Origin of the sequence: Stutzerimonas stutzeri KOS6, from assembly GCF_000307775.2 — a bacterium.
GTDB lineage: Bacteria > Pseudomonadota > Gammaproteobacteria > Pseudomonadales > Pseudomonadaceae > Stutzerimonas > Stutzerimonas stutzeri_B.
Genome location: NZ_KK020678.1, coordinates 171,498 through 196,777 on the forward strand (window position 1 = coordinate 171,498; position 25,280 = coordinate 196,777).

The following is a 25,280-nucleotide window of genomic DNA, read 5'->3' on the forward strand; positions in this document are numbered from 1 at the left end:
GGGCCTAGGCCCCCTTTTTGTCTCTTGCGAATTGATCACCCATGTAACGGGTGAGTGGTTTAGAAACCAAATCGAGAGGATTCCCAACATGGCAGAAATCACTGCAGCCTTGGTCAAAGAACTGCGCGAGCGTACCGGTCAGGGCATGATGGAATGCAAGAAGGCCCTGGTTGCCGCTGAGGGCGACATCGAGAAGGCCATCGACGATATGCGTGCTTCCGGTGCCATCAAGGCCGCCAAGAAGTCGGGCAACATCGCTGCCGAAGGTTCGATTGCCGTTCGCGTCGAAGGTGGCCGTGGCCTGATCATCGAAGTCAACTCGCAGACCGACTTCCTGGCTCTGCAGGACGACTTCAAGGCGTTCGTCAAGGAGAGCCTGGACGAGGCCTTCGAGCAGAACCTGACCGAAGTGGCTCCGCTGATCGCTTCTCGCGAGTCTGCCCGTGAAGCCCTGGTTGCCAAGTGCGGCGAAAACGTCAATATCCGTCGCCTGACCGCGGTCGAGGGCGAAGTGGTTGGTGCCTACCTGCACGGCCATCGTATTGGCGTTCTGGTCACCCTCAAGGGTGGCGATGCCGAGCTGGCCAAGGATATCGCCATGCACGTGGCTGCCAGCAACCCGGCTGTTCTGAGCCCGTCTGACGTTTCCGAAGAGCTGGTAGCCAAGGAAAAGGAAATCTTCCTGCAGCTGAATGCCGACAAGATCGCCGGCAAGCCGGAAAACATCGTCGAGAACATGATCAAGGGTCGTATCAACAAGTTCCTGGCCGAGGCCAGCCTGGTTGAGCAGGCGTTCGTCAAGGACCCGGAAGTCAAGGTCGGTGACCTGGCCAAGAAAGCCGGTGCCGAGATCGTTTCCTTCGTTCGTTACGAAGTGGGCGAGGGCATCGAGAAGGCCGAGGTCGATTTCGCTGCCGAAGTTGCTGCTCAGGTGGCCGCGACCAAGAAGTAAGGATTGTTCGCTGGTTCCTGCAAAGAGGCTGCCCGCTCACGCGCGCGGCCTCTTTGTCGAATGGGGCGGCGGAAAAAGTTTTTTGTCACGATATAGTCATCGTCTGGCACCAACCCATGGTTGCGCTGTCAAAGCGCAGATATTTTTTGGTCGGATTCGGCCAGACTCAGTCACACCACGCCGCAGGAGATAGAACGCCAATGGCTCAGCAGATGAGTGCACGCAATCCCCGCTATAAACGCATTCTGCTCAAATTAAGCGGCGAAGCCCTGATGGGCTCCGAAGACTTTGGTATCGATCCCAAGGTGCTTGACCGCATGGCTCTCGAGGTCGGGCAACTGGTGGGTATTGGTGTCGAGGTCGGTCTGGTGATCGGCGGCGGCAATCTGTTCCGCGGTGCGGCATTGTCCGCCGCAGGTATGGATCGTGTGACCGGCGACCACATGGGCATGCTCGCCACGGTGATGAACGCGCTTGCCATGCGTGATGCGCTCGAGCGCTCGAATATCCCGGCGCTGGTCATGTCCGCCATCTCCATGGTCGGAGTGACCGATCACTATGATCGCCGCAAGGCCATGCGCCATCTGAAAAGTGGCGAAGTGGTGATCTTTTCGGCTGGCACCGGCAACCCGTTCTTCACCACCGATTCGGCGGCATGCCTGCGTGCGATCGAGATTCAGGCTGATGTCGTGCTCAAGGCGACCAAGGTCGACGGCGTTTACACCGCGGACCCGTTCAAGGATCCCAATGCGGAGAAGTTCGCCGAGCTCACCTACGACGAAGTGCTCGATCGCAAGCTGGGCGTGATGGATCTGACGGCCATTTGCCTGTGCCGAGACCACAGCATGCCGCTGCGAGTCTTCAACATGAACAAACCCGGGGCCCTGCTCAATATTGTGCTAGGTGGCGCCGAAGGAACCCTGATCGAGGAATCGAAAGAATGATCAACGAGATCAAGCAAGATGCGCAGGAGCGCATGAAGAAAACCCTGGAATCGCTGGATCATGCCTTTGCGAAGATCCGTACCGGACGCGCGCACCCCAGCATTCTGGATAGCGTGATGGTTTCCTATTACGGTGCCGATACGCCGCTGCGTCAGGTGGCCAACGTAGTGGCCGAAGACTCCCGTACCCTGGCGCTGACCGTGTTCGATAAGAGCATGATCCAGGCGGTAGAGAAGGCCATCATGACCTCGGACCTTGGGCTCAATCCGGCCTCTGCCGGTACCACGATCCGCGTTCCGATGCCGGCCCTGACCGAGGAAACCCGCAAGGGCTACACCAAGCAGGCCCGTGCTGAAGCCGAAAACGCCCGTGTTGCCGTGCGCAACATCCGCCGCGATGCGATTGCGCAGTTGAAAGACCTCGTCAAGGAAAAGGAAATCAGCGAAGACGAGGAACGTCGCGGTCAGGATGACGTCCAGAAGCTAACCGACAAGTATGTTGCAGAAATCGAAAAGGCTCTCGAGGCCAAAGAAGGCGACCTGATGGCCGTCTAAGCCGGCATCGGATCGTCGTCGTGGCGCCTGCCGCCGATATCGGTCGGTGGCAGGCGCGACGGCGTTGGGATGCCTGAAGCTGTTGCTTGCAGCTTTTTCTTTTGTTTGCAGCGTGTTTTAGCGCAAGTAGAGTTGTTCATGGAAAAGGTCAGGCAGATTGCCAGGCGGAATGTGCCCCGTCACGTAGCGATCATCATGGATGGCAACAACCGCTGGGCGAAGAGGCGTTTGCTGCCCGGTGTGGCCGGGCACAAGGCCGGTGTCGATGCGGTTCGCGCAGTGATCGAGGTCTGTGCCGATTCAGGCGTCGAGGTGCTGACGTTGTTCGCGTTCTCCAGCGAAAACTGGCAGCGTCCTGCCGATGAGGTGGGAGCGCTGATGGAATTGTTCCTCTCTGCGTTGCGGCGCGAGGCGCGCAAGCTGGATGAGAACGGGATCCGGCTACGCATCATTGGCGAACGCTCACGCTTCCATCCCGAGTTGCAGGCTGCCATGGCTGAAGTCGAGGACATGACCGCGGCGAATCATCGTTTCGTGCTTCAGGTCGCCGCCAATTACGGCGGCCAGTGGGACATTCTTCAGGCCGCCCAGCATCTGGCGGGCGAGGCCCAGGCAGGGCGCCTCAATCCCTCCGAGATCACGCCGGCCTTGTTTCAGAGCTATCTCGCAACCGGCGATATGCCGTTGCCGGATCTGTGCATTCGCACTGGTGGTGAGCGGCGCATCAGCAATTTTCTGCTCTGGCAGCTTGCCTATGCGGAGCTGTACTTTTCCGACCTGTATTGGCCGGACTTCAAGCACGTGGCCATGCGCAAGGCTCTTGTCGATTTCGCTACGCGGCAGCGCCGCTTCGGCAAGACGGGCGAGCAGGTCGAAAACGAGGTCAAGGCCGAATGCTGAAGCAGCGAATCATTACAGCAGCCATTCTTCTACCTGTTGCGATCATCGGTTTTTTCCTCCTTCACGGGCTCGCCTTCGCCATCTTCATCGGTCTGGTCGTGGCATTGGGCGCCTGGGAATGGGCGCGGCTGGCGGGTTTCGCCGGCCAGGCGGTACGGGTAGCCTACGCGCTGCTGGTGGTGTTGCTGCTGGCCATGCTCTTTCAGCTTCCGCCACTGGCGCCCTGGCTGCTGGCGCTGGCCGTGTTCTGGTGGCTGTTTGCGACCTATCTCGTATTGACCTACCCGCAGAGCAGTCGTCTGTGGGGGGGAGGCGTCGGTCGTTTGCTGATTGGTCTGGCGATCCTGCTGCCTGCCTGGCAGGCGCTGGTTGTGATCAAGCAGTGGGAGCTGGGTAACTGGCTGATACTGGCGGTGATGGTCCTCGTCTGGGCGGCCGACATCGGTGCGTTTTTTTCCGGCAAGGCCTTCGGCAAGCGAAAACTGGCACCTCAGGTCAGTCCTGGCAAGAGCTGGGAGGGCCTGGTTGGGGGGTTGCTAACCAGTCTTTTGATCACGCTTGCTGTCGGCATCTACCGCGGCTGGTCGGCCCGAGAACTGATACTTGCATTGCTCGGGGCTGCCGCTGTCGTCTTGATATCCGTCATCGGTGACCTGACCGAAAGCATGTTCAAGCGCAGTGCAGGGATCAAGGACAGCAGTCAGTTGTTGCCAGGGCACGGTGGTGTCATGGATCGGATAGACAGCCTTACCGCCGCTATCCCGGTGTTTGCGGTGCTGTTGTGGCTTGCGGGCTGGGGCGCGCTGTGAATCGACCGTTACAGGTAACCGTTCTTGGTGCGACCGGGTCGATCGGGCTGAGCACGCTGGATGTCATCTCGCGTCACCCGGATCGTTATGCCGTTTTCGCGCTTACCGGTTTCACACGGCTGACCGAGCTGCGCGCGCTTTGTGCCGCGCATCGGCCGCGCTTCGCCGTGGTCGGTGACGAGGCGCAGGCTCTTGTCTTGCAGCAGCAGTTGCATAGCGACGGGATCACGACCCGCGTCATGAGCGGCGAAGGCGGACTGGACGAGGTTGCAGGTCACCCCGAAGTAGACGTGGTGATGGCTGCCATCGTCGGTGCGGCCGGGCTGAGGCCGACGCTCGCTGCGGTCCAGGCTGGCAAGCGGGTGCTGTTGGCGAACAAGGAGGCCCTGGTGATGTCCGGGGCGCTGTTCATGCAGGCACTTCGCGACAGTTCGGCCGTACTGTTGCCGATCGACAGTGAGCACAATGCGATCTTCCAGTGCTTGCCATCCTCCTATTCCCAAGGGCTTGGCGCAGTTGGCGTGAGGCGCATTTTGCTGACTGCCTCGGGCGGTCCGTTCCGTGAGTTTGCGCCGCAGCACCTCGCCGATGTCACTCCCGAGCAGGCTTGTGCCCACCCGAACTGGTCGATGGGCCGCAAGATATCCGTGGATTCGGCGAGCATGATGAACAAGGGGCTCGAGTTGATCGAAGCGTGCTGGCTGTTCGATGCTCGGCCTGATCAGGTCGAGGTGGTAATCCATCCGCAGAGCGTGATCCACTCGATGGTGGACTATGTGGATGGCTCGGTGCTGGCGCAGCTTGGCAATCCCGACATGCGTACGCCGATCGCTCATGCGCTCGCCTGGCCTGAGCGGATCGACTCCGGTGTCTCGGCGCTCGATCTTCTGCAGATCGGTCGGCTCGACTTTCAGAAGCCGGACGATATGCGCTTTCCCTGTTTACGGCTCGCCCGCCTGGCTGCCGAAAGCGGCGGTACTGCACCGGCCATGCTCAACGCTGCAAATGAGGTAGCAGTCGATGCGTTTCTCAGTCGACGCATCCGCTTCACCGAGATCGCGAGTATCATCGACGACGTTTTGAACCGTGAGGCGCCGGTCGCGACCGGCTGCCTCGATGACGTATTGGCGGCTGACAGGCGAGCCCGGCAACTTGCCGGTGCGTGGCTGGGTTGCAACGGGCGATAGGGGACAGCCGGCCATGCGGCCTGCAGTGAAATGTCATCAGACCCACCCCGGAGGATAGTTATGGGCGCGCTTTACATGATCATGGGCACCCTCGTTGCTCTCGGGGTGCTGGTTACCTTTCACGAGTTCGGCCATTTCTGGGTTGCACGTCGTTGTGGCGTCAAGGTGCTGCGTTTTTCCGTGGGTTTCGGCAGTCCGCTGCTGCGCTGGCATGATCGGCACGGCACGGAGTTCGTGATCGCGGCAATCCCCTTGGGTGGCTACGTCAAGATGCTCGACGAGCGAGAGGGCGAGGTGCCGCCGGCGCTGCTCGGTAGCGCGTTCAATCGCAAGACCGTTCGCCAGCGTTTTGCCATCGTTTCTGCCGGCCCCTTGGCCAATTTCCTGCTTGCGCTGGTGTTCTTCTGGCTGCTGGCCATGCTTGGCAGCGAGCAGGTGCGTCCAGTGGTGGGTGCCGTCGAGCCAGGCAGTCTTGCCGCGCAGGCCGGACTGGCCGTCGATGAGGAAATCGTTGCGATCAATGGCAAGCCGGTCAACGGCTGGTCCGAGGTGAATCTTCAACTGGTTCGCCGCTTGGGCGAGACGGGGCAGCTCGATCTGGTGGTGCGTGGCGTTGGCAGCTCCAGCGAGAGACATCTGCAGATTCCTCTGCGCGACTGGTTGCAGGGCGTGGAAGAGCCCGATCCGATCACGTCGCTGGGTATCAGGCCATGGCGTCCGCAGATCGTGCCGGTGATCGCTCAATTGGATCCCGAGGGGCCCGCGCAGGCCGCAGGTATTCGCCTCGGTGATCGTCTGCTTGGCTTGAATCGGCAGCCGCTGGATGACTGGCAGCAGGTGATCGATGCGGTCAAGGTGTTGCCTGGTGAGGCGGTTTCGCTGCAGGTCGAGCGCGAGGGTCAGCGCCTGGATGTGCCGCTGACCCTGGCCGTTCGCGGTGAGGGTGATGCGCGTCGCGGCTATCTTGGCGCAGGCGTGGCGGGTGGGGAGTGGCCCGCCGAAATGCTCCGCGAGGTAAGCTTCGGGCCGCTCGAGGCGGTTGCCGAAGGGGCCAGGCGAACCTGGACCATGAGCCTCCTGACGCTGGATTCGCTGAGGAAAATGCTGTTCGGGGAGCTCTCGGTAAAAAACTTGAGCGGTCCGATAACCATTGCTAAAGTGGCGGGCGCTTCTGCCCAGTCGGGTCTGGGGGATTTCCTCAATTTCCTCGCCTACCTGAGCATAAGTCTGGGGGTTCTCAATCTATTGCCTATCCCGGTGCTCGATGGTGGGCATCTGCTCTTCTATCTCGTCGAGTGGGTCCGCGGGCGTCCCTTGTCGGAACGGGTGCAGGGATGGGGAGTACAGATCGGCATCAGCCTGGTGGTTGGGGTGATGCTGCTTGCGCTGGTCAATGACCTTGGCCGTCTGTAACGCCGAATCCGTAGTGTCGCCGCGCCCAATTGCCGGTTCATTTATCAGGTTTGAATAAGAAAGGACTTCATGAAACGTCTGCTGCTACCTGCGGTTATCTCCGCATTGATGATCGCCGAAGTTCACGCTGAGTCCTTCACTATCTCCGATATCCGGGTCAATGGCCTGCAACGGGTTTCTGCTGGCAGCGTCTTCGGCGCGCTGCCGTTGAACGTGGGCCAGGCGGCCGACGATGATCGCCTCGTCGATGCCACCCGCGCCCTGTTCCGAACCGGCTTCTTTCAGGATATCCAGCTCGGTCGCGAAGGTGACGTGCTGGTCATCAGCGTAGTCGAGCGTCCATCCATCTCCGGTATCGAGATCGAGGGCAACAAGGCGATCAAGACCGAGGATCTGCTTTCAGGCCTGCAGCAGTCCGGCCTCGCCGAAGGAGAGATCTTTCAACGGGCAACGCTCGAAGGCGTACGCAACGAGTTGCAGCGCCAATACGTGGGCCAGGGGCGCTATTCGGCGACCATCGAAACCGAGGTCGTGGCTCAGCCACGCAATCGCGTGGCGCTGAAGATCAAGATCAACGAAGGCTCGGTCGCCGCGATCAAACACATCAACGTCGTGGGCAACTCGGTGTTTCCCGACGAGGATCTGGTCAATCTGTTCGAGTTGAAGACGACCAACTGGCTTTCCTTCTTCCGCAACGACGACAAGTATGCGCGCGAGAAACTTTCCGGTGATCTGGAGCGCCTGCGCTCCTATTACCTGGATCGCGGCTACATCAACATGGATATCATCTCGACCCAGGTATCCATCACGCCCGACAAGAAAGACGTCTATGTGACCGTCAATATCGACGAAGGCGAGCGCTATACCGTTCGCGACGTCAAGCTCAGCGGTGATCTCAAGGTACCGCAGGAAGAGGTCGAGGCGCTGCTGCTGGCCAAGGAAGGGCAGGTGTTCTCACGCAAGGTGATGACGTCCACGTCCGAGCTGATCACCCGTCGCCTGGGTAACGAAGGCTATACCTTCGCCAACGTCAACGGCATTCCCGAAGCCCACGACGAGGACAACACGGTTTCCATCACCTTCGTCGTCGATCCGGGCAAGCGTGCATACGTCAATCGGATCAATTTCCGCGGCAATACCAAGACCGAAGACGAAGTGTTGCGTCGCGAGATGCGCCAGATGGAGGGTGGCTGGGCCTCGACCTATCTGATCGACCAGTCCAAGACCCGTCTCGAGCGCCTTGGCTTCTTCAAGGAAGTCAACGTCGAAACACCTCAGGTGCCCGGCACCGACGACCAGATCGACGTCAATTACAGCGTCGAGGAGCAGCCGTCCGGTTCGATCATGGCCAGTATCGGCTTCGCCCAGAATGCCGGCCTGATCCTCGGTGGCTCCATCAGCCAGAACAACTTCCTCGGTACCGGTAACCGTGTATCGCTGGGGCTGACCCGCAGCGAATACCAGTCACGCTACAACTTCGGTTTCGTCGACCCCTACTGGACCGAAGACGGTGTCAGCCTGGGCTACAACGCCTTCTACCGCACCACCGACTACGACGAGTTGGACTACGACGTGTCCAGCTACTCGGTCGACAGCATGGGCGGCGGTATCAATATCGGCTATCCGATCAGCGAGACGTCCCGTCTGTCCTTCGGCCTGACGGTGCAACAGGATGACCTGGATACCGGTCGTTACACCGTGGATGAAATCTTTGAGTTCATGGAAAAGGAAGGCGACAGCTTCCTCAACTTCAAGGCTTCTGCAGGTTGGTCGGAATCGACCCTGAACCGTGGCGTATTGGCCACGCGCGGCTATTCGCAGAGCCTGGTGCTGGAAACCACGATCCCGGGTAGCGACCTGTCCTTCTACAAACTCGACTACAACGGCCAGCTGTTCGTACCGATGAGCAAGGACTACACCCTGCGCATGCATACGCGTCTGGGTTACGGCGATGCCTACGGCTCGACCTCGAGCCTGCCGTTCTACGAGCACTACTACGCCGGCGGCTTCAATTCGGTACGCGGCTTCGAGGACAGCAGCTTGGGGCCTCGGAGTACCCCGAGCCGGGCCTATGATTCGGCGGGCAACCTGCTGCCGGAAGGAAGCTGTGATCCCAGTGGGCGCTGCACCGATGATCAGGATCCGGCGCCGTTCGGTGGCAACGTATTGATTCAGGGCGGCCTGGAAGTGTTGTTCCCGATGCCGTTCGTCAAGGACCAGCGCTCGCTGCGTACCTCGGTGTTCTGGGATGTTGGTAACGTATACGACACCAACTGCGAATCGAGTGCGACGAACTGCAGTGATATCGACTTCGGCGACATGGCCAGCTCGGTCGGCGTCGGCCTGACCTGGATCACCGCGATGGGTCCGCTGAGCTTCAGCCTGGCGATGCCGGTGGTCAAGCCGGACGAGGCCGATACCCAGGTATTCCAGTTCTCGCTGGGACAAACGTTCTAACATTGTGGCGTGATGCCTCAGTGCTTTCTTTCAGGAGTGGTGTTTACCGTGCGTAAGTTGACTCAACTGTTTCTCGTCGTTGCCGCGCTGGTAGCGACCCCGGCCTTTGCCGAAATGAAGATTGCCGTCATGAACTATCAGATGGCGCTCCTTGAATCAGATGCTGCCAAGCGTTATGCCGTTGATGCGGAGAAGAAGTTCGGCCCCCAGCTGAGCAAGCTGAAGACCCTGGAAAGTGATGCGAAGCGCATTCAGGATCGCCTGGTCAAGGACGGCGACAAGATGCAGCAGGCCGAGCGTGAGCGACTGGAACTCGAATTCAAGCAGAAGGCGCGCGACTTCCAGTTCCAGTCCAAGGAGCTGAACGAAGCCAAGGCCGTGGCCGATCGCGACATGCTCAAGCAGCTCAAGCCCAAGCTGGATCAGGCTGTCGAAGAAGTGATCAAGAAAGGCAACTACGATCTGGTGTTCGAGCGTGGTGCGGTGGTGGACGTCAAGCCTCAGTTCGACATCACCCGCCAGGTCATCGAGCGCATGAATCAGCTGCGCTGATATGGCTGGCGCAGTCTTCACGCTCGGCCAGTTGGCCGAGGAGCTGGGTGGCAGTCTGCGCGGGGACCCTGCCCAGGCTGTCGACGGTATTGCCACGCTGCAGGAGGCTGGGCCGTCGCAGCTGAGCTTTCTTGCCAATACCCAGTATCGCAAGTATCTGGCAACCACCCGGGCAGCTGCGGTGCTGCTTTCGCCCGAGGATGCCGAGCGCTGTGCAGGTTCGGCAATCGTGGTCAATGACCCCTACCTCGCCTACGCAAGGGCTTCGCACCTGTTCGAGACCCGGCCGGCCGTTGCCAGCGGAATCCACCCTACGGCCGTAGTGGCTACCGATGCTGACGTCCATCCATCGGCCAGTATCGGTGCCTATGTGGTCATCGAGTCCGGCGCATGCATCGAGGCGGATGTAGAGGTTGGCGCGCAGTCGTTCGTTGGCGCCCGCAGTCGGATCGGTGAGGGTGGGCGGCTTGCCCCCCGGGTAACGCTCTATCATGACGTGCTGATCGGCAAGCGCGTGGTCATCCAGTCGGGGGCGGTAATCGGCGGTGAGGGTTTTGGTTTCGCCAAGGAAAAGGGTGCCTGGCAGAAGATCGCCCAGATCGGCGGCGTACGTATCGGCGATGACGTCGAGATTGGCTCCAATACCACCATCGACCGCGGTGCGCTTTCCGATACGCTGATCGGCAACGGTGTGAAGCTGGATAACCAGATCATGATTGCGCACAACGTGCAGGTGGGCGACAACACGGCGATGGCCGGTTGTGCCGGCATTTCCGGTAGCACCAAGATCGGCCGCAACTGCATGATCGCCGGAGGCGTTGGGATGGTCGGGCACATCGAGGTCTGCGACAACGTGTTCGTGACCGGAATGACCATGGTCACCCGTTCCATCACCGAGCCGGGTAGTTATTCTTCCGGCACAGCCATGCAGAATGCTGCGGACTGGAGGAAGAGCGCCGCGCGCATCCGCCAGCTGGATGACATGGCTCGTCGATTGCAGCAGTTGGAGAAAAGCCTGGCCGCCGTGACTCAGGCTCAGGATCCGGCTTCTGATGCCTGAGCTTACCGTCTGAACCGGTTTTTTCAGGGTTGCTGTCTGTCAATGCTGGCGCGAAGCCTGCGGCGCGGGCGGCCCTATACTTTTTTACAGGCTCTTTCCTGACCATGATGGATATCAACGAGATTCGCGAGTATTTGCCTCACCGCTACCCTTTCCTGCTGGTGGACCGGGTGACGGAGATGGATGTCGAGGCCAAGCGCGTTCGCGCCTACAAGAACGTGACCATCAACGAGCCGTTCTTCAATGGGCACTTCCCGCAGCACCCGATCATGCCGGGCGTACTGATCATCGAGGCGATGGCCCAGGCGGCTGGCCTGCTGGGCTTCAAGATGATGGGCGTCAAGCCGTCCGATGGCACGCTTTACTATTTCGTTGGCTCTGACAAGCTGCGTTTCCGCCAGCCGGTTCGCCCAGGTGACCAGTTGGTCCTTGAGGCGGCTTTTCTGAGCGTCAAGCGCGGCATCTGGAAGTTCGACTGCCGCGCCACGGTTGATGGCAAGCCGGTCTGCTCGGCAGAGATCATCTGCGCGGAACAGAAGATATGAGTTTGATCGACCCTCGCGCCATCATCGATCCTGCAGCCCGGCTGGCGGACGACGTCCAGGTCGGGCCATGGTCGATCATTGGGCCGGATGTCGAAATCGGCGAGGGTACGGTGATCGCGTCACATGTGGTCATCAAAGGGCCGACCCGCATCGGCCGGCACAATCGTATCTATCAGTTCTCCTCCGTCGGTGAGGACACGCCTGACCTGAAATACAAAGGGGAGCTGACGCGTCTGGTCATCGGCGATCACAACGTCATTCGCGAGGGCGTAACCATCCACCGCGGTACCATCCAGGATCGTTCCGAAACTACCATCGGCAATCACAATCTGATCATGGCCTATGCGCACATCGGTCACGACAGCGTGATCGCCGATCACTGCATTCTGGTCAACAACACGGCGCTGGCCGGGCATGTTCACGTTGGCGACTGGGCCATTCTTTCCGGTTACACCCTGGTGCACCAGTTCTGCCATATCGGTGCTCACAGCTTTTCCGGCATGGGAACGGCAATTGGCAAGGATGTACCGGCGTTCGTCACCGTGTTCGGTAACCCTGCCGAGGCGCGTAGCATGAATTTCGAAGGCATGCGGCGGCGCGGCTTCAGTGCAGAGGCGGTGCATGCCCTGCGCAACGCCTACAAGATCGTCTATCGCAAGGGTTTGACGGTGGAGTCGGCGCTTGCCGAGCTGGCCGAAAGTGCGCAGACATTCCCCGAAGTTGCGATCTTCCGTGACTCGATCCAGGCCTCCACCCGTGGCATCACCCGCTGAAATGGGGCGGCCGCTCAGGGTCGCCCTGGTTGCTGGCGAGTCCTCGGGTGACATTCTGGGCGCCGGCCTGATGCAGGCGCTCAATGCTCAGCACGGGAATGTCGAATTCGTCGGTGTCGGCGGCCCGCGTATGCATAACGAAGGCCTGGCGAGCTATTTTCCGCTCGAGCGCCTTGCGGTGATGGGGCTGGTAGAAGTTCTTGGCCGGCTGCCCGAACTGCTCAGGCGGCGCAAGCGCCTGGTGCAGACCCTGACCCAGCTGCGGCCTGACGTGTTCATCGGAATCGACGCTCCGGATTTCAACCTCGGGCTTGAACTCAAGCTTCGGCGTGCCGGAATCAAGACCGTCCATTACGTCAGCCCTTCTGTCTGGGCCTGGCGGCAGAAGCGGGTATTGAAAATTCGTGAGGCATGCGACCTGATGCTCACACTGTTCCCGTTCGAAGCCAAGTTCTACGATGCCCATCAGGTGCCGGTACGCTTCGTCGGTCATCCGCTGGCCGATACCATCCCGCTTTGCGCTGATCGCGCAGCCGCTCGTCAAGCGCTCGGATTGCCCGGCCAGGGGCTGGTCGTCGCGCTCATGCCGGGCAGCCGGGGTGGCGAGGTGGCTCGCCTGGGCGAGCTGTTCCTTTGCGCTGCCGAGCGGTTGCGGGCCATGCGTCCCGGCATTCGTTTCGTCATGCCCTGCGCCAGCCCGGAGCGCCGGATTCAGCTGGAGCAGATGCTGGTAACCCGCGACTTGCCGCTGACGCTGCTCGACGGCCGTTCCCACGAGGCGCTGGCTGCCTGCAACGCGGTACTGATCGCCTCCGGCACCGCCACGCTCGAGGCGCTGCTGTTCAAGCGTCCGATGGTGGTGGCCTACAGCCTGGCGCCGATGACCTATCGCATCCTGCGGCGGTTGGTTAAAAGCCCTTACGTAGCATTGCCCAATCTGCTGGCGCAGCGGCTGCTGGTGCCGGAGCTGCTGCAGGATGCGGCGACACCGGAGGCGCTGGCTCAGGCGCTGTCGCCGCTGCTGGATGATGGCGAAGTGCAGACCGAGGGGTTCGACAGCATCCATCGTACGCTGCGCTGCGACGCCTCGAGCCAGGCCGCCGATGCGGTACTGCGCCTGGTGGGAGCACGCTGATGCAGTTCGGGCTCGATTTCAATCTTGTGGAAGAGCTGGTCGCCGGTGTCGACGAAGTCGGTCGTGGCCCGCTTTGTGGCCCCGTGGTGACGGCAGCGGTGATCCTCGATCCGGCACAGCCAATCAAAGGGCTGAACGACTCGAAGAAGCTGACCGAGGCTCGCCGGGAGGCCTTGTTCGACGAGATTCGCGAGAAGGCGGTCGCCTGGTGCATCGCCCGCGCCGAGGTGGAGGAAATCGATGAGCTCAACATCCTGCATGCCACCATGCTGGCAATGCAGCGCGCGGTCGAAGGGCTGAGCGTCACGCCGCGGTTGGCGTTGATCGACGGCAACCGCTGCCCCCAGCTCAGCGTGCCCAGCGCGCCGGTGATCCAGGGGGATGGACAGGTACCGGCAATCGCCGCGGCGTCCATCCTGGCCAAGGTCAGTCGCGACCGCGAAATGCAGGCGCTGGATCTGTGCTATCCGGGCTATGGTCTTGCCGGGCACAAGGGCTACCCGACGCCGAGCCATCTCGAAGCGCTTCGTCGTCTCGGTCCCACGCCCATTCATCGACGCTCGTTTGCGCCCGTTCGCGCGATGCTCGAGCAGACGAGCATTGAGGTCAAGGTTCCGGCCAGCGTCCTGCTGGTCTAGCGGCCCACCTTCGCGGCGATCGGGCGAGGTTCCGCTCTCCCGTCGCGTGCTTCTGCAATCGCCGCTTGCGATGAGTCTGGCGGTCGCTGTGTTCGCCAGCGGACGGCTGCTTTCCGGTACAATCGCGCGCTTGTCGTTCTGCCAGCTCAAGGTCTGTTCATGCCTGTTTCCTTCGTCCATCTCCGTCTGCATACCGAGTACTCGCTGGTCGATGGCCTGGTGCGGGTCAAGCCGCTGATCAAGGCGGTGGCGGCGGGCGGGATGCCGGCGGTGGCGGTGACCGACATGAGCAACATGTGCTCGCTGGTCAAGTTCTACAAGACGGCCCAGGGCGCGGGGATCAAGCCGATCTGTGGTGCCGACATCTGGCTGGCCAATTGCGACGAGGACGGCCCACTCAGTCGCCTGACGCTGTTGGCTATGAATTCCGTCGGTTACCGCAATCTCACCGAGCTGATCTCGCGCGGCTGGACCGAAGGCCAGCGCAATGACCTGGTGATCATCGAGCGGGAGTGGGTGAAAGAAGCGGCCGAAGGGCTGATCGCACTCTCCGGTGCCAAGGAGGGGGAGGTCGGTCATGCGCTGCTCAACGGCGACGAAGCGTTGGCCGAGTCCCGCCTCGCCGAATGGCGCGAGGTGTTTCCCGACCGCTTCTACCTGGAGGTGCAGCGCACCAATCGGGTCAATGACGAAGAGCATCTGCATGCCGCCGTGGCGCTTGCCGATCGTACCGGCACGCCGCTGGTAGCGACCAACGATGTGCGCTTTCTCAAACAGGATGACTTCGAAGCGCACGAAACCCGCGTCTGCATCGGTGAAGGTCGTACCCTGGACGATCCGCGCCGGCCACGTACGTACTCCGATCAGCAGTATCTGAAGACCCCGGAGGAGATGGCGGAGCTCTTTTCCGATCTGCCCGAGGCGCTGGAAAACACCGTCGAGATCGCCAGGCGCTGCAACATCGAAGTGCAGTTGGGCACCTACTTCCTGCCGAACTTCCCGGTGCCCGAAGGCATGACCATCGACGATTACCTGCGCCAGGTGTCGTTCGAGGGGCTGGAGGAGCGGCTGGAAGTGCTGCTACCCAAGGATACGCCCGACTACGAGGCGAAGAAGCAGGTCTATATCGACCGCCTCGAGTTCGAGCTGGGCACGATCATCCAGATGGGCTTTCCCGGCTACTTCCTGATCGTGATGGACTTCATCAAGTGGGCGAAGAACAACGGCGTGCCGGTAGGCCCAGGCCGTGGTTCGGGTGCCGGCTCGCTGGTTGCCTACGTGCTGAAGATCACCGACCTCGATCCGCTGGCCTACGACCTGCTGTTCGAGCGCTTCCTCAACCCCGAGCGTATTTCCATGCCCGACTTCGATGTCGACTTCTGCATGGACGGCCGCGATCGGGTCATCGATTACGTGGCCGAGGCCTACGGGCGCAACGCGGTCAGCCAGATCATCACCTTCGGTACCATGGCGGCCAAGGCGGTGGTGCGTGACGTCGCGCGGGTGCAGGGCAAGTCCTATGGCCTGGCCGACCGGCTGTCGAAGATGATTCCCTTCGAAGTGGGCATGACGCTGGAAAAGGCCTACGAGATGGAGGAGCCGCTACGCGACTTCCTCGCCGTGGACGAGGATGCCCGCGAGATCTGGGAAATGGCCCTCAAGCTTGAAGGCATCACCCGCGGAACCGGCAAGCACGCCGGTGGTGTGGTGATCGCGCCGACCAAGCTGACCGACTTCGCGCCGATCGCCTGTGACGAGGAGGGCGGCGGACTGGTGACCCAGTTCGACAAGGACGACGTCGAGCAGGCCGGCCTGGTGAAGTTCGACTTCCTCGGCCTGCGCACGCTGACGATCATCAAGTGGGCGCTTGAAACCATCAACCGAGAACAGGCCAAGAAGGGCCTGGAACCGATCAACATCGATTTCATCCCGCTGGATGACAAGCCGACCTACCAGTTGCTGCAAAAGGCGGAAACCACAGCGGTATTCCAGCTTGAATCGCGCGGTATGAAGGAGCTGATCAAGAAGCTCAAACCCGACTGCCTGGAAGACCTGATCGCACTGGTGGCGCTGTTCCGTCCCGGGCCTTTGCAGTCGGGCATGGTCGATGACTTCATCAACCGCAAGCACGGGCGAGCGGAGGTCTCCTATCCGCATCCGGACTACCAGTACGCCGGGTTGGAGCCGGTACTCAAGCCCACCTACGGCATCATCCTGTATCAGGAACAGGTGATGCAGATCGCCCAGGTCATGGCCGGGTACACCCTCGGTGGGGCGGATATGCTGCGTCGTGCCATGGGCAAGAAGAAGCCCGAGGAGATGGCCAAGCAGCGCGGCGGCTTCATCGAAGGTTGTTCCAACAACGGCATCGATAAGGAACTGTCGGGTAACATCTTCGATCTGGTGGAAAAGTTCGCCGGCTACGGGTTCAACAAGTCGCACTCAGCCGCCTACGGCCTGGTGTCCTACCAGACCGCTTGGCTCAAGGCGCATTATCCGTCGCCGTTCATGGCCGCGGTGCTCTCGGCGGATATGCACAACACCGACAAGGTGGTAATCCTCATCGAGGAATGCCGCAGCATGAAGCTGCGCATCGATCCGCCGGACGTCAACGTCTCCGAGTTCAAGTTCACCGTCAACGACGACGGCCGCATCGTCTATGGCCTGGGCGCGGTCAAAGGCGTGGGTGAGGGTCCGGTCGAGGCGATCGCCGAATGCCGGGCCGAGGGCGGGCCGTTCAAGGACCTGTTCGACTTCTGCGCACGCATCGACCTCAAGCGCATCAACAAGCGCACCCTCGAGGCCCTGATCCGTTCCGGTGCGCTGGATCGCCTCGGGCCTTACTTCTACGAGGAGGCCAAGGCCTATCAGGCCAACATCGACCGTAATCGCGCTGTTCTGCTGGCTGCCATGGAAGAGGCCGTACAGGCTGCGGAGCAGACCGCTCGCAGCCTCGACAGTGGCCATATGGATCTGTTCGGCGGCCTGTTCGCCGAGCCGGAAGCGGACGTCTACGCCAACCACCGCAACGCGCGCGAGCTGTCACTGAAGGAGCGCCTGAAGGGTGAGAAAGACACCCTGGGGTTGTACCTGACAGGGCACCCGATCGACGAATACGAAGGCGAGGTCCGTCGTTTTGCCCGCCAGCGCATCATCGATCTGCGTCCGGCCCGCGGCGAGCAGACGGTTGCCGGCCTGATCGTCAATCTGCGGGTGATGAAGAACAAGAGGGGCGACAAGATGGGCTTCATTACGCTTGACGACCGCTCTGGACGTATCGAGGCTTCGCTGTTTGCCGATGCCTTCAACGGTGCCCAGGCCTTGCTGCAGACCGATGCCCTGGTTGTGGTCGAAGGCGAGGTCAGCAATGATGACTTCTCCGGCGGCTTGCGCCTGCGTGCCAAGCGCGTGATGAGCCTGGAGGAGGCGCGTACCGGACTGGCCGAGAGCCTGCGCGTGAAGGTCGCCAGCGAAGCGCTCAAGGGTGATCGCATGCGCTGGCTGGCCGATGTCTGTGGCCGTCACCGCGGCGCCTGCCCGATCACCCTGGAATACACCGGCGCCGATGCGCGGGCCTTGTTGCAGTTCGGCGAGAGCTGGCGAATCGATCCGGCCGACAACTTGATTCAGGCGTTGCGTGACCAGTTCGGGCGCGACAACGTCTTCCTGCAATACCGATAGAGGGCGGACGCCCGGAAGGCCCGACAAGTGCGTGCCTTCCGAGCCAGGCCCGAACGGGCCCGGCATTGACCGGGTCATGGTTCAGAACAATTTTTGTTCGACCTGAATGCGCCTCTCCCGTAAGGTAAGGCGCAAAAAACGGAACAGCCTCCCGGCCGCCTGGCCGTCGACGCATGACGGATGCCTATGAACCCGAATTTCCTGGATTTCGAACAGCCGATCGCCGACCTGCAAGCCAAGATCGAAGAATTGCGCCTGGTCGGTAACGATAACTCGCTGAACATTGGCGATGAGATTGCCCGCTTGCAGGACAAGAGCGAATCGCTCACCGAAAGCATTTTCGGCAACCTGACCAGCTGGCAGATCGCCCGTCTGGCCCGCCACCCGCAGCGGCCTTATACCCTGGACTACATCAATCACCTGTTCACCGAGTTCGAAGAGCTGCATGGTGATCGCCACTTCTCCGATGATGCTGCCATCGTTGGCGGCATTGCCCGGCTGGACGGCCAGCCGGTGATGATCATCGGTCATCAGAAGGGTCGCGAAGTACGCGAAAAGGTACGCCGCAACTTCGGTATGCCGCGTCCTGAAGGCTATCGCAAGGCCTGCCGTCTGATGGAGATGGCCGAGCGCTTCAAGATGCCGATCCTGACCTTCATTGATACGCCCGGCGCCTATCCGGGCATCGATGCCGAAGAGCGCAACCAGAGCGAGGCCATCGCCTGGAACCTGCGCGTGATGGCTCGCCTGAAGACCCCGATCATCGCCACCGTGATCGGCGAGGGTGGTTCCGGCGGTGCATTGGCTATCGGCGTCTGCGACCAGCTGAACATGCTGCAGTACTCGACCTACGCGGTGATCTCGCCGGAAGGCTGTGCCTCGATTCTCTGGCGTACCGCCGAAAAGGCGCCGGAGGCAGCCGAGGCGATGGGCGTCACCGCCGATCGCCTCAAGGACCTGGGTATCGTCGACAAGGTGATCCCCGAGCCGCTGGGCGGCGCGCACCGCAATCCGGCCATCATGGCTGCGTCCTTGCGCGAGCAGTTGAACAGCCAGTTGCAGATGCTCAAGTCGCTGGATACCGACGCACTGCTGGCGCGTCGCTACGAGCGTCTGATGAGCTACGGCATCGCCTGATCCGTTACGCCTGACTCGCGTCTCGATTCGGTTGCTCTGGATCGAGGCGCGCAGTCGAGGGTGCCTGCCGGTCTGTCTCTCGCTGCTTCCTTCGCAGAGCTTTATGCTTGCCGGCAACGTCGCTATCCGAAGCGCCCCGCATGTCCCTCGATTCCCTCCTGCTTTCCACTCTTGCTCCTTGGCGCGCCTCGTCGGCGTGGTGGGTGGCGTTTTCAGGCGGGCTTGATTCTACTGTCCTGTTGCATGTGCTGGCCGGGCTTGCCGGCAGGCATGAGCTGCCGCCGATCGGTGCCATCCACGTGCATCACGGCCTGCAGTCCGCCGCCGACGATTGGCCTGCGCACTGCCAGGCGATCTGCGATCGGCTGGGTGTCCCACTGCGGATAGTCCGGGCCCAGGTCGCGCCGGGGGCCAGTCTGGAGCAGGCCGCGCGCGACGCGCGCTATGGTGCATTCAGCGCCAGCCTCGGGAAAGGCGAGCTGCTGTTGACAGCCCAGCATCGCGACGATCAGGCCGAGACGCTGCTGTTCCGGCTGTTGCGCGGCGCCGGGGTACGTGGGCTGGCGGCGATGGCGCATGGTCGTGCCCTGGGGCAGGGCTGGCTGTTGCGCCCTTGGCTTGATGTGTCCCGCTCCGAGCTGGAAGCCTATGCTCGGGATAATCGCCTGCAATGGGTGGAGGATCCGAGCAATCAGGACATCACTTATTCACGCAATTTTCTTCGTCGACAGATCCTGCCGTTGCTGCGTCAGCGCTGGCCGCAAGCCGATGCATGCATGGCACGCACGGCGGTCCACATGGCCGAGGCGCAGCAGTTGCTCGATGAGCTGGCGCTGCAGGACCTGGCCATGGCCCGGGCAACCGGGCGCTTTGAGTGGCTGAAACTGCCCAGTCTCGAACTGGAGCCCTTGCGCAACCTGTCGGCTGCGCGGCAGCGCAATGCATTGCGTCACTGGCTGGCTGGCCTGACACTGGCGCCGGACGAAGATCACTGGGCAGGCTGGGTTTCGCTGCGGGACGCCAGGCCGGATGCCGCTCCGCGATGGCGTCTGACGGGTGGCGAAATACAGCGTGGGGCGGGGCGGATCTGGTGGTTGCCCGAGCGCTGGCTGGCGCTGCCTGTCGGTTCGGTCGATTGGCCGGCTCCCGCTGTCAGCCTGGCGCTGCCCGGCAACGGCAGGCTTCGGTTGGAGGGTGCATTGCCTGCGGGCAGACTTGTGGTCGGGTATCGGCGGGGCGGGGAAGCGCTTCAGTTGCCCGGACGCGGTCGCCGCGATCTCAAGCGCTTGCTGAACGAGGCCGGTGTGCCGGGCTTTGCACGCGCTCGCCTGCCGTTGCTGTTCTGCGACGGAGAGCTCATCGCGGTGGCCAACCTGCCGCAATTGAGTGCCGGATCCTATGCCCTCTACTGGTGCATGGCGGACTGCTAAGTGGTTTGAGCTGATAAGGCCTTTCCGGTAGACTACGCTCCCGTCTCAATACAGCTTCTGCGGTTTCTTCTAATCCGCGGCAGTTGTGCTATTGCCGCCTGGGGCGCAATGGCATCTTCGCTTTCCCCCGGCGGCGCTGACCGCTTAACGCAGACTTCTAGGGTTTTTCATGACGCGCTACATCTTCGTCACGGGTGGTGTTGTTTCTTCATTGGGGAAAGGCATCGCCTCGGCTTCATTGGCGGCCATCCTGGAGGCGCGGGGCCTGAAGGTCACGATGCTCAAGCTGGACCCTTACATCAATGTCGATCCGGGCACGATGAGCCCGTTCCAGCACGGTGAGGTGTTCGTCACCCATGACGGCGCCGAGACCGACCTCGACCTGGGCCACTACGAGCGGTTCATCCGCACCCGCATGACCCAGAACAACAACTTCACCACCGGTCGCGTCTACGAGGACGTGCTGCGCCGCGAGCGCCGTGGTGACTATCTGGGCGCGACCATCCAGGTCATCCCGCACATCACCGATGAGATCAAGCGTCGCATCATCAAGGGCGCCGGCGATGCCGACGTGGCCCTGGTGGAAGTCGGCGGTACCGTCGGCGACATCGAATCGCAGCCTTTCCTGGAAGCGATCCGTCAGCTGCGCGTCGAGGTCGGCGCCAAGCGCGCCATGCTGATGCACCTGACGCTGGTGCCGTACATCGCCACTGCCGGCGAGACCAAGACCAAGCCGACCCAGCACTCGGTGAAGGAGCTACGCTCCATCGGCCTGCAGCCGGATGTGCTGGTCTGCCGCTCCGACCGCGCCATCGACGTCTCCTCGCGGCGCAAGATCGCGCTGTTCACCAACGTCGAGGAGCGGGCTGTGATCAGCCTGCCGGACGCCGACACCATCTACAAGATTCCAGGCATCCTGCATGCCCAGGGGCTGGATGACTACGTGGTCGAGCGCTTTGGCCTGGAGTGCCGTGGTGCCGACCTTTCCGAGTGGGATCGCGTGGTGGACGCCAAGCTGCACCCGGAGCGAGAGGTCACCATCGCCATGGTCGGCAAGTACATGGAACTTCTGGATGCCTACAAATCTCTGATCGAGGCAATGAGCCACGCGGGCATCCAGAGCCGTACCAAAGTGAATCTGCGCTATATCGACTCCGAAGATATCGAAAACCAGGGCACCGGCCTGTTGCAGGGGGTCGATGCCATTCTCGTGCCCGGCGGCTTCGGTCTGCGCGGTGTCGAGGGCAAGATCGCGACGGTTCGTTATGCCCGCGAGAACAAGATTCCCTACCTGGGCATCTGCCTGGGCATGCAGGTGGCGGTCATCGAGTTCGCGCGTGATGTGCTGGGCTGGTCCGACGCCAACTCCACCGAGTTCGACAAGGACAGCGGCCATCCGGTCGTCGGCCTTATCACCGAGTGGGAAGATGCCAGCGGTGCCGTGGAAACCCGCAGCGACAATTCCGACCTGGGCGGCACCATGCGCCTCGGGGCTCAGGAATGCGGCCTCGAGCCCGGCTCGCGGGTGTTCGAGTGCTACGGCCAGGAGCGCATCGTCGAGCGCCACCGTCATCGTTACGAGGTGAACAACAACCTGCTGCCGCAACTGCAGGCGGCCGGGCTGAAGATTACCGGGCGTTCCGGCGACGGCGCGCTGGTCGAAGTGGTCGAGGCGCCGGATCATCCGTGGTTCGTCGCCTGCCAGTTCCACCCGGAATTTACCTCCACGCCGCGTGACGGCCATCCGCTGTTCAGCGGTTTCGTCAACGCCGCGCTGGAACACAAGGCGAAGAACGCATGAGTCAGAAGACCATCCGCGTAGGCAGCATCGAAATCGCCAATGACAAGCCGTTCGTGCTGTTCGGCGGCATCAACGTCCTCGAGTCGCGGGACCTGGCGATGCAGGCCTGCGAAGAGTACGTGCGGGTCACCGAGAAACTCGGCATTCCCTACGTGTTCAAGGCCAGCTTCGACAAGGCCAACCGCTCCTCGATCACCTCGTTCCGCGGCCCGGGTCTGGACGAGGGCATGAAGATCTTCGAGGAAGTGAAGAAGACCTTCGGCGTCCCGGTCATCACCGATGTGCATGAACCGTGGCAGGCGCAGCCGGTTGCCGATGTCTGCGACATCATCCAGCTGCCGGCTTTCCTTTCCCGGCAGACCGACCTGGTGGTGGCGATGGCCAAGACCGGTGCGGTCATCAATATCAAGAAGGCGCAGTTCCTCGCCCCGCAGGAAATGAAGCACATCCTGAACAAGTGCGAGGAAGCCGGTAATGACCAGCTGATTCTCTGTGAGCGTGGCTCGTCGTTCGGCTACAACAACCTGGTGGTCGACATGCTCGGCTTCGGCATCATGAAGCAGTTCGAATACCCGGTTTTCTTCGATGTCACCCACGCCCTGCAGATGCCGGGCGGTCGTGCCGACTCGGCCGGCGGTCGCCGCGCCCAGGTCACCGACCTGGCCAAGGCAGGTCTCTCCCAGGGGCTTGCCGGGTTGTTCCTCGAAGCCCATCCGGACCCGGAAAAGGCCAAGTGCGACGGTCCCTGCGCATTGCGCCTGGACAAGCTCGAGCCTTTCCTCACCCAGCTCAAGCAGCTGGATGACCTGATCAAGAATTTCCCGCCAATCGAAACTGCTTGAAGCCTTGCAGCTATCTACGGAGTGTTAATAACAATGGCAAAAATCGTCGATATCAAGGGACGTGAGGTGCTCGATTCACGCGGCAACCCGACTGTGGAAGCCGATGTGATTCTGGACAACGGCATCGTCGGTAGCGCCTGCGCACCGTCTGGCGCCTCCACCGGTTCGCGTGAGGCGCTCGAGCTGCGCGACGGCGACAAGAGCCGTTACCTGGGCAAGGGCGTACTGAACGCCGTAGCCAACATCAACGGACCGATCCGTGATCTGCTGCTGGGCAAGGACCCGGTCGACCAGAAGGCGCTGGACCAGGCGATGATCGAGCTGGACGCCACCGAGAACAAGGCCAAGCTGGGCGCCAATGCCATCCTCGCCGTGTCCCTGGCTGCCGCCAAGGCGGCGGCGCAGGCCAAGGGCGTGCCGCTGTATGCGCACATCGCCGATCTGAACGGCACGCCGGGCCAGTATTCGATGCCGGTGCCGATGATGAACATCATCAACGGCGGCGAACATGCCGACAACAACGTCGACATCCAGGAGTTCATGGTCCAGCCGGTTGGCGCGAAGACCTTTGCCGATGCGCTGCGCATGGGCGCCGAGATCTTCCATCACCTCAAGGCCGTGCTCAAGGCCCGCGGGCTGAATACCGCAGTGGGCGACGAGGGTGGCTTCGCGCCGAACCTGGCTTCCAACGAGGATGCGCTGGGCGCCATCGCCGAGGCAGTCGAGAAGGCCGGCTACAAGCTGGGCACCGACGTGACCCTGGCACTGGACTGCGCTTCCAGTGAGTTCTACAAGGACGGCAAGTACGACCTGGCTGGTGAAGGCAAGGTGTTCGATGCAGAGGGCTTCGCCGACTACCTGGCCGGTCTGACTCAGCGTTATCCGATCATCTCCATCGAAGACGGCATGGATGAATCGGATTGGGCGGGCTGGAAGGCACTGACCGACAAGATCGGCGAGAAGGTCCAGCTGGTCGGTGACGATCTGTTCGTCACCAACACCAAGATCCTCAAGGAAGGCATCGACAAGGGCATCGCCAACTCGATCCTGATCAAGTTCAACCAGATCGGCTCGCTGACCGAGACCCTGGAAGCCATCCAGATGGCCAAGGCGGCCGGTTATACCGCAGTGATCTCGCACCGCTCCGGCGAAACCGAGGATTGCACCATCGCCGACCTGGCCGTAGGCACCGCCGCCGGTCAGATCAAGACCGGTTCGCTGTGCCGCTCCGACCGCGTGTCGAAGTACAACCAGCTGCTGCGTATCGAAGAGCAACTGGCCGGCAAGGCGTCCTACAACGGCCGCGCCGAATTCCGCGGCTGATCCGCGGCATCTAAAAAAGGGCGGCGCAAGTCGCCCTTTTTTGTTTCAATCGGCATCTGTACTCGCGCCAGGTGTCTTCGCACCCGCGGGTGGCAGCTCATCATCTGAACAAAGCCGAAGCCGTTTTCATGCCTTCCATGCGTCGCCCCTACTGGTTGTTCGTTGTGCTGATACTGCTCCTTGGTGGTCTGCAGTACCGCCTGTGGGTGGGCGAAGGCAGCCTCGCGCAGGTCAGCGGGCTGAACAAGCAGATTGCCGAGCAACAGGGCGAGAACGAGCGGCTGCTGGAGCGTAATCGGATTCTCGAAGCGGAAGTCCTTGAGCTCAAGCAGGGTATGGAAACCGTCGAGGAACGTGCCCGTCAGGAGCTCGGTATGGTCAAAGAGGGCGAAACCCTCTATCAGTTCGTCGAATGAGCCGAAGCGAGCTTCCAGCGTTCTGGGTCGTCATTCCGGCAGCAGGCATCGGCAGCCGCATGCGCGCTGATCGTCCCAAGCAGTATCTGCGGTTGGCCGGCCGCTGCATACTCGAACACACCCTCGATTGTTTTCTGGATCACCCAGCCCTGGCAGGGCTGGTGGTCTGCGTGGCACCTGATGACTCCTACTGGGCAACGCTCGCCTGCGCAGGCGACGCGCGCGTTCGTCGCGCGCCGGGTGGTCGCGAACGTTGTGATTCGGTACTCAACGGGCTGCAAACGCTTGCTGAACTGGGTGCCGCTGACGGTGATTGGGTCCTTGTGCATGATGCGGCCAGGCCCAATCTGGCACGAGAAGATCTGGACAGGCTGCTGGCCGAGTTGGCCGAGGACCCGGTCGGCGGTCTGCTGGCGGTACCCGCCCGGGACACCCTCAAGCGCGTGGGGTCTGACGGTCGGGTAACGGAAACGGTGGATCGCAGCGTCATCTGGCAGGCGTTCACGCCGCAGATGTTTCGCCTGGGAATGTTGCGCGATTCGCTCGCAGCTGCGCTCGAAGGCGGTGTCGCGGTGACCGACGAAGCGTCGGCGCTGGAATGGGCCGGTCACTCACCACGGGTAGTGGAAGGCCGTGCCGACAACCTCAAGGTGACTCGGCCGGAAGACCTTGCCTGGCTGGAACAGCGCTGGAACGCCGGCCAGCAGCATTGAAAGCAGGCAGCTCCGGGC

22 protein-coding genes are annotated in these 25,280 nt (G+C 61.7%); all 22 read left to right on the forward strand.

Annotated features, from left to right (window positions below; translation table 11 throughout):
• The first annotated feature begins 88 nt into the window (after positions 1 to 88).
• The 22 genes from tsf (at position 89) to ispD (ending at position 25,262) form a co-directional block, all read left to right on the forward strand.
• The gene (gene tsf, locus B597_RS44725; RefSeq protein WP_003295007.1) at positions 89 to 952 is read left to right on the forward strand and encodes a translation elongation factor Ts; all 864 of its coding nucleotides are present in this window, start codon (positions 89 to 91) and stop codon (positions 950 to 952) included.
• Positions 953 to 1,152: 200 nt separating this feature from the next.
• A complete protein-coding gene (pyrH, locus tag B597_RS44730; RefSeq protein ID WP_003295010.1) occupies positions 1,153 to 1,896 on the forward strand; it encodes a UMP kinase in 744 nt (247 codons plus the stop codon).
• The gene (gene frr, locus B597_RS44735; protein WP_003295012.1) at positions 1,893 to 2,450 is read left to right on the forward strand and encodes a ribosome recycling factor; all 558 of its coding nucleotides are present in this window, start codon (positions 1,893 to 1,895) and stop codon (positions 2,448 to 2,450) included. Before pyrH ends, frr begins: the two co-directional genes overlap by 4 nt.
• Before the next feature lie 138 nt (positions 2,451 to 2,588).
• The gene (uppS, locus tag B597_RS44740; protein WP_003295014.1) at positions 2,589 to 3,350 is read left to right on the forward strand and encodes a polyprenyl diphosphate synthase; all 762 of its coding nucleotides are present in this window, start codon (positions 2,589 to 2,591) and stop codon (positions 3,348 to 3,350) included.
• Entirely contained in the window at positions 3,344 to 4,159 is an 816-nt protein-coding gene (locus B597_RS44745; protein ID WP_024162525.1) for a phosphatidate cytidylyltransferase, read from the forward strand. The genes uppS and B597_RS44745 overlap by 7 nt, the downstream gene beginning before the upstream one ends.
• The gene (gene ispC, locus B597_RS0223855) at positions 4,156 to 5,346 is read left to right on the forward strand and encodes a 1-deoxy-D-xylulose-5-phosphate reductoisomerase (RefSeq protein ID WP_003295015.1); all 1,191 of its coding nucleotides are present in this window, start codon (positions 4,156 to 4,158) and stop codon (positions 5,344 to 5,346) included. Before B597_RS44745 ends, ispC begins: the two co-directional genes overlap by 4 nt.
• Positions 5,347 to 5,406: 60 nt before the next feature.
• Entirely contained in the window at positions 5,407 to 6,759 is a 1,353-nt protein-coding gene (gene rseP, locus B597_RS44750) for an RIP metalloprotease RseP (RefSeq protein ID WP_003295016.1), read from the forward strand.
• 69 nt (positions 6,760 to 6,828) lie between these two features.
• Complete coding sequence (bamA, locus tag B597_RS44755; protein ID WP_003295017.1) at positions 6,829 to 9,216, forward strand: outer membrane protein assembly factor BamA; 2,388 nt, start codon at positions 6,829 to 6,831, stop codon at positions 9,214 to 9,216.
• Between the two features lie 48 nt (positions 9,217 to 9,264).
• Positions 9,265 to 9,768, forward strand: a complete 504-nt coding sequence (locus B597_RS44760) for an OmpH/Skp family outer membrane protein (protein WP_003295019.1) — start codon at positions 9,265 to 9,267, stop codon at positions 9,766 to 9,768.
• A gap of 1 nt (position 9,769) precedes the next feature.
• Positions 9,770 to 10,828, forward strand: coding sequence for a UDP-3-O-(3-hydroxymyristoyl)glucosamine N-acyltransferase (gene lpxD / locus B597_RS44765; RefSeq protein ID WP_003295020.1), 1,059 nt, complete (start codon positions 9,770 to 9,772; stop codon positions 10,826 to 10,828).
• Positions 10,829 to 10,932: 104 nt separating this feature from the next.
• Positions 10,933 to 11,373: a 3-hydroxyacyl-ACP dehydratase FabZ gene (fabZ, locus tag B597_RS44770; protein ID WP_003295021.1), complete on the forward strand. Its 441-nt coding sequence runs from the start codon at positions 10,933 to 10,935 to the stop codon at positions 11,371 to 11,373.
• Entirely contained in the window at positions 11,370 to 12,146 is a 777-nt protein-coding gene (gene lpxA, locus B597_RS44775) for an acyl-ACP--UDP-N-acetylglucosamine O-acyltransferase (RefSeq protein ID WP_003295022.1), read from the forward strand. The genes fabZ and lpxA overlap by 4 nt, the downstream gene beginning before the upstream one ends.
• A gap of 1 nt (position 12,147) precedes the next feature.
• Positions 12,148 to 13,281: a lipid-A-disaccharide synthase gene (gene lpxB / locus B597_RS44780; protein ID WP_003295023.1), complete on the forward strand. Its 1,134-nt coding sequence runs from the start codon at positions 12,148 to 12,150 to the stop codon at positions 13,279 to 13,281.
• Complete coding sequence (rnhB, locus tag B597_RS44785; protein ID WP_003295025.1) at positions 13,281 to 13,919, forward strand: ribonuclease HII; 639 nt, start codon at positions 13,281 to 13,283, stop codon at positions 13,917 to 13,919. Before lpxB ends, rnhB begins: the two co-directional genes overlap by 1 nt.
• Before the next feature lie 159 nt (positions 13,920 to 14,078).
• Positions 14,079 to 17,600, forward strand: coding sequence for a DNA polymerase III subunit alpha (gene dnaE, locus B597_RS44790; RefSeq protein ID WP_003295026.1), 3,522 nt, complete (start codon positions 14,079 to 14,081; stop codon positions 17,598 to 17,600).
• A 186-nt stretch (positions 17,601 to 17,786) separates the two neighbouring features.
• Complete coding sequence (locus B597_RS44795; protein WP_003295027.1) at positions 17,787 to 18,737, forward strand: acetyl-CoA carboxylase carboxyltransferase subunit alpha; 951 nt, start codon at positions 17,787 to 17,789, stop codon at positions 18,735 to 18,737.
• A gap of 140 nt (positions 18,738 to 18,877) precedes the next feature.
• Positions 18,878 to 20,167, forward strand: coding sequence for a tRNA lysidine(34) synthetase TilS (gene tilS / locus B597_RS44800; RefSeq protein WP_043290084.1), 1,290 nt, complete (start codon positions 18,878 to 18,880; stop codon positions 20,165 to 20,167).
• A gap of 169 nt (positions 20,168 to 20,336) precedes the next feature.
• The gene (locus B597_RS44805; protein ID WP_003295029.1) at positions 20,337 to 21,968 is read left to right on the forward strand and encodes a CTP synthase; all 1,632 of its coding nucleotides are present in this window, start codon (positions 20,337 to 20,339) and stop codon (positions 21,966 to 21,968) included.
• The gene (gene kdsA, locus B597_RS44810; RefSeq protein WP_003295030.1) at positions 21,965 to 22,810 is read left to right on the forward strand and encodes a 3-deoxy-8-phosphooctulonate synthase; all 846 of its coding nucleotides are present in this window, start codon (positions 21,965 to 21,967) and stop codon (positions 22,808 to 22,810) included. Before B597_RS44805 ends, kdsA begins: the two co-directional genes overlap by 4 nt.
• Positions 22,811 to 22,843: 33 nt before the next feature.
• Complete coding sequence (gene eno / locus B597_RS44815; RefSeq protein WP_003295031.1) at positions 22,844 to 24,133, forward strand: phosphopyruvate hydratase; 1,290 nt, start codon at positions 22,844 to 22,846, stop codon at positions 24,131 to 24,133.
• A 137-nt stretch (positions 24,134 to 24,270) separates the two neighbouring features.
• Positions 24,271 to 24,549, forward strand: a complete 279-nt coding sequence (ftsB, locus tag B597_RS44820) for a cell division protein FtsB (RefSeq protein WP_003295033.1) — start codon at positions 24,271 to 24,273, stop codon at positions 24,547 to 24,549.
• Positions 24,546 to 25,262 carry a 2-C-methyl-D-erythritol 4-phosphate cytidylyltransferase gene (gene ispD, locus B597_RS44825; RefSeq protein WP_003295034.1) on the forward strand — a complete coding sequence of 239 codons (717 nt, stop codon included), beginning with the start codon at positions 24,546 to 24,548 and terminating at the stop codon, positions 25,260 to 25,262. Before ftsB ends, ispD begins: the two co-directional genes overlap by 4 nt.
• Positions 25,263 to 25,280: the final 18 nt, after the last annotated feature.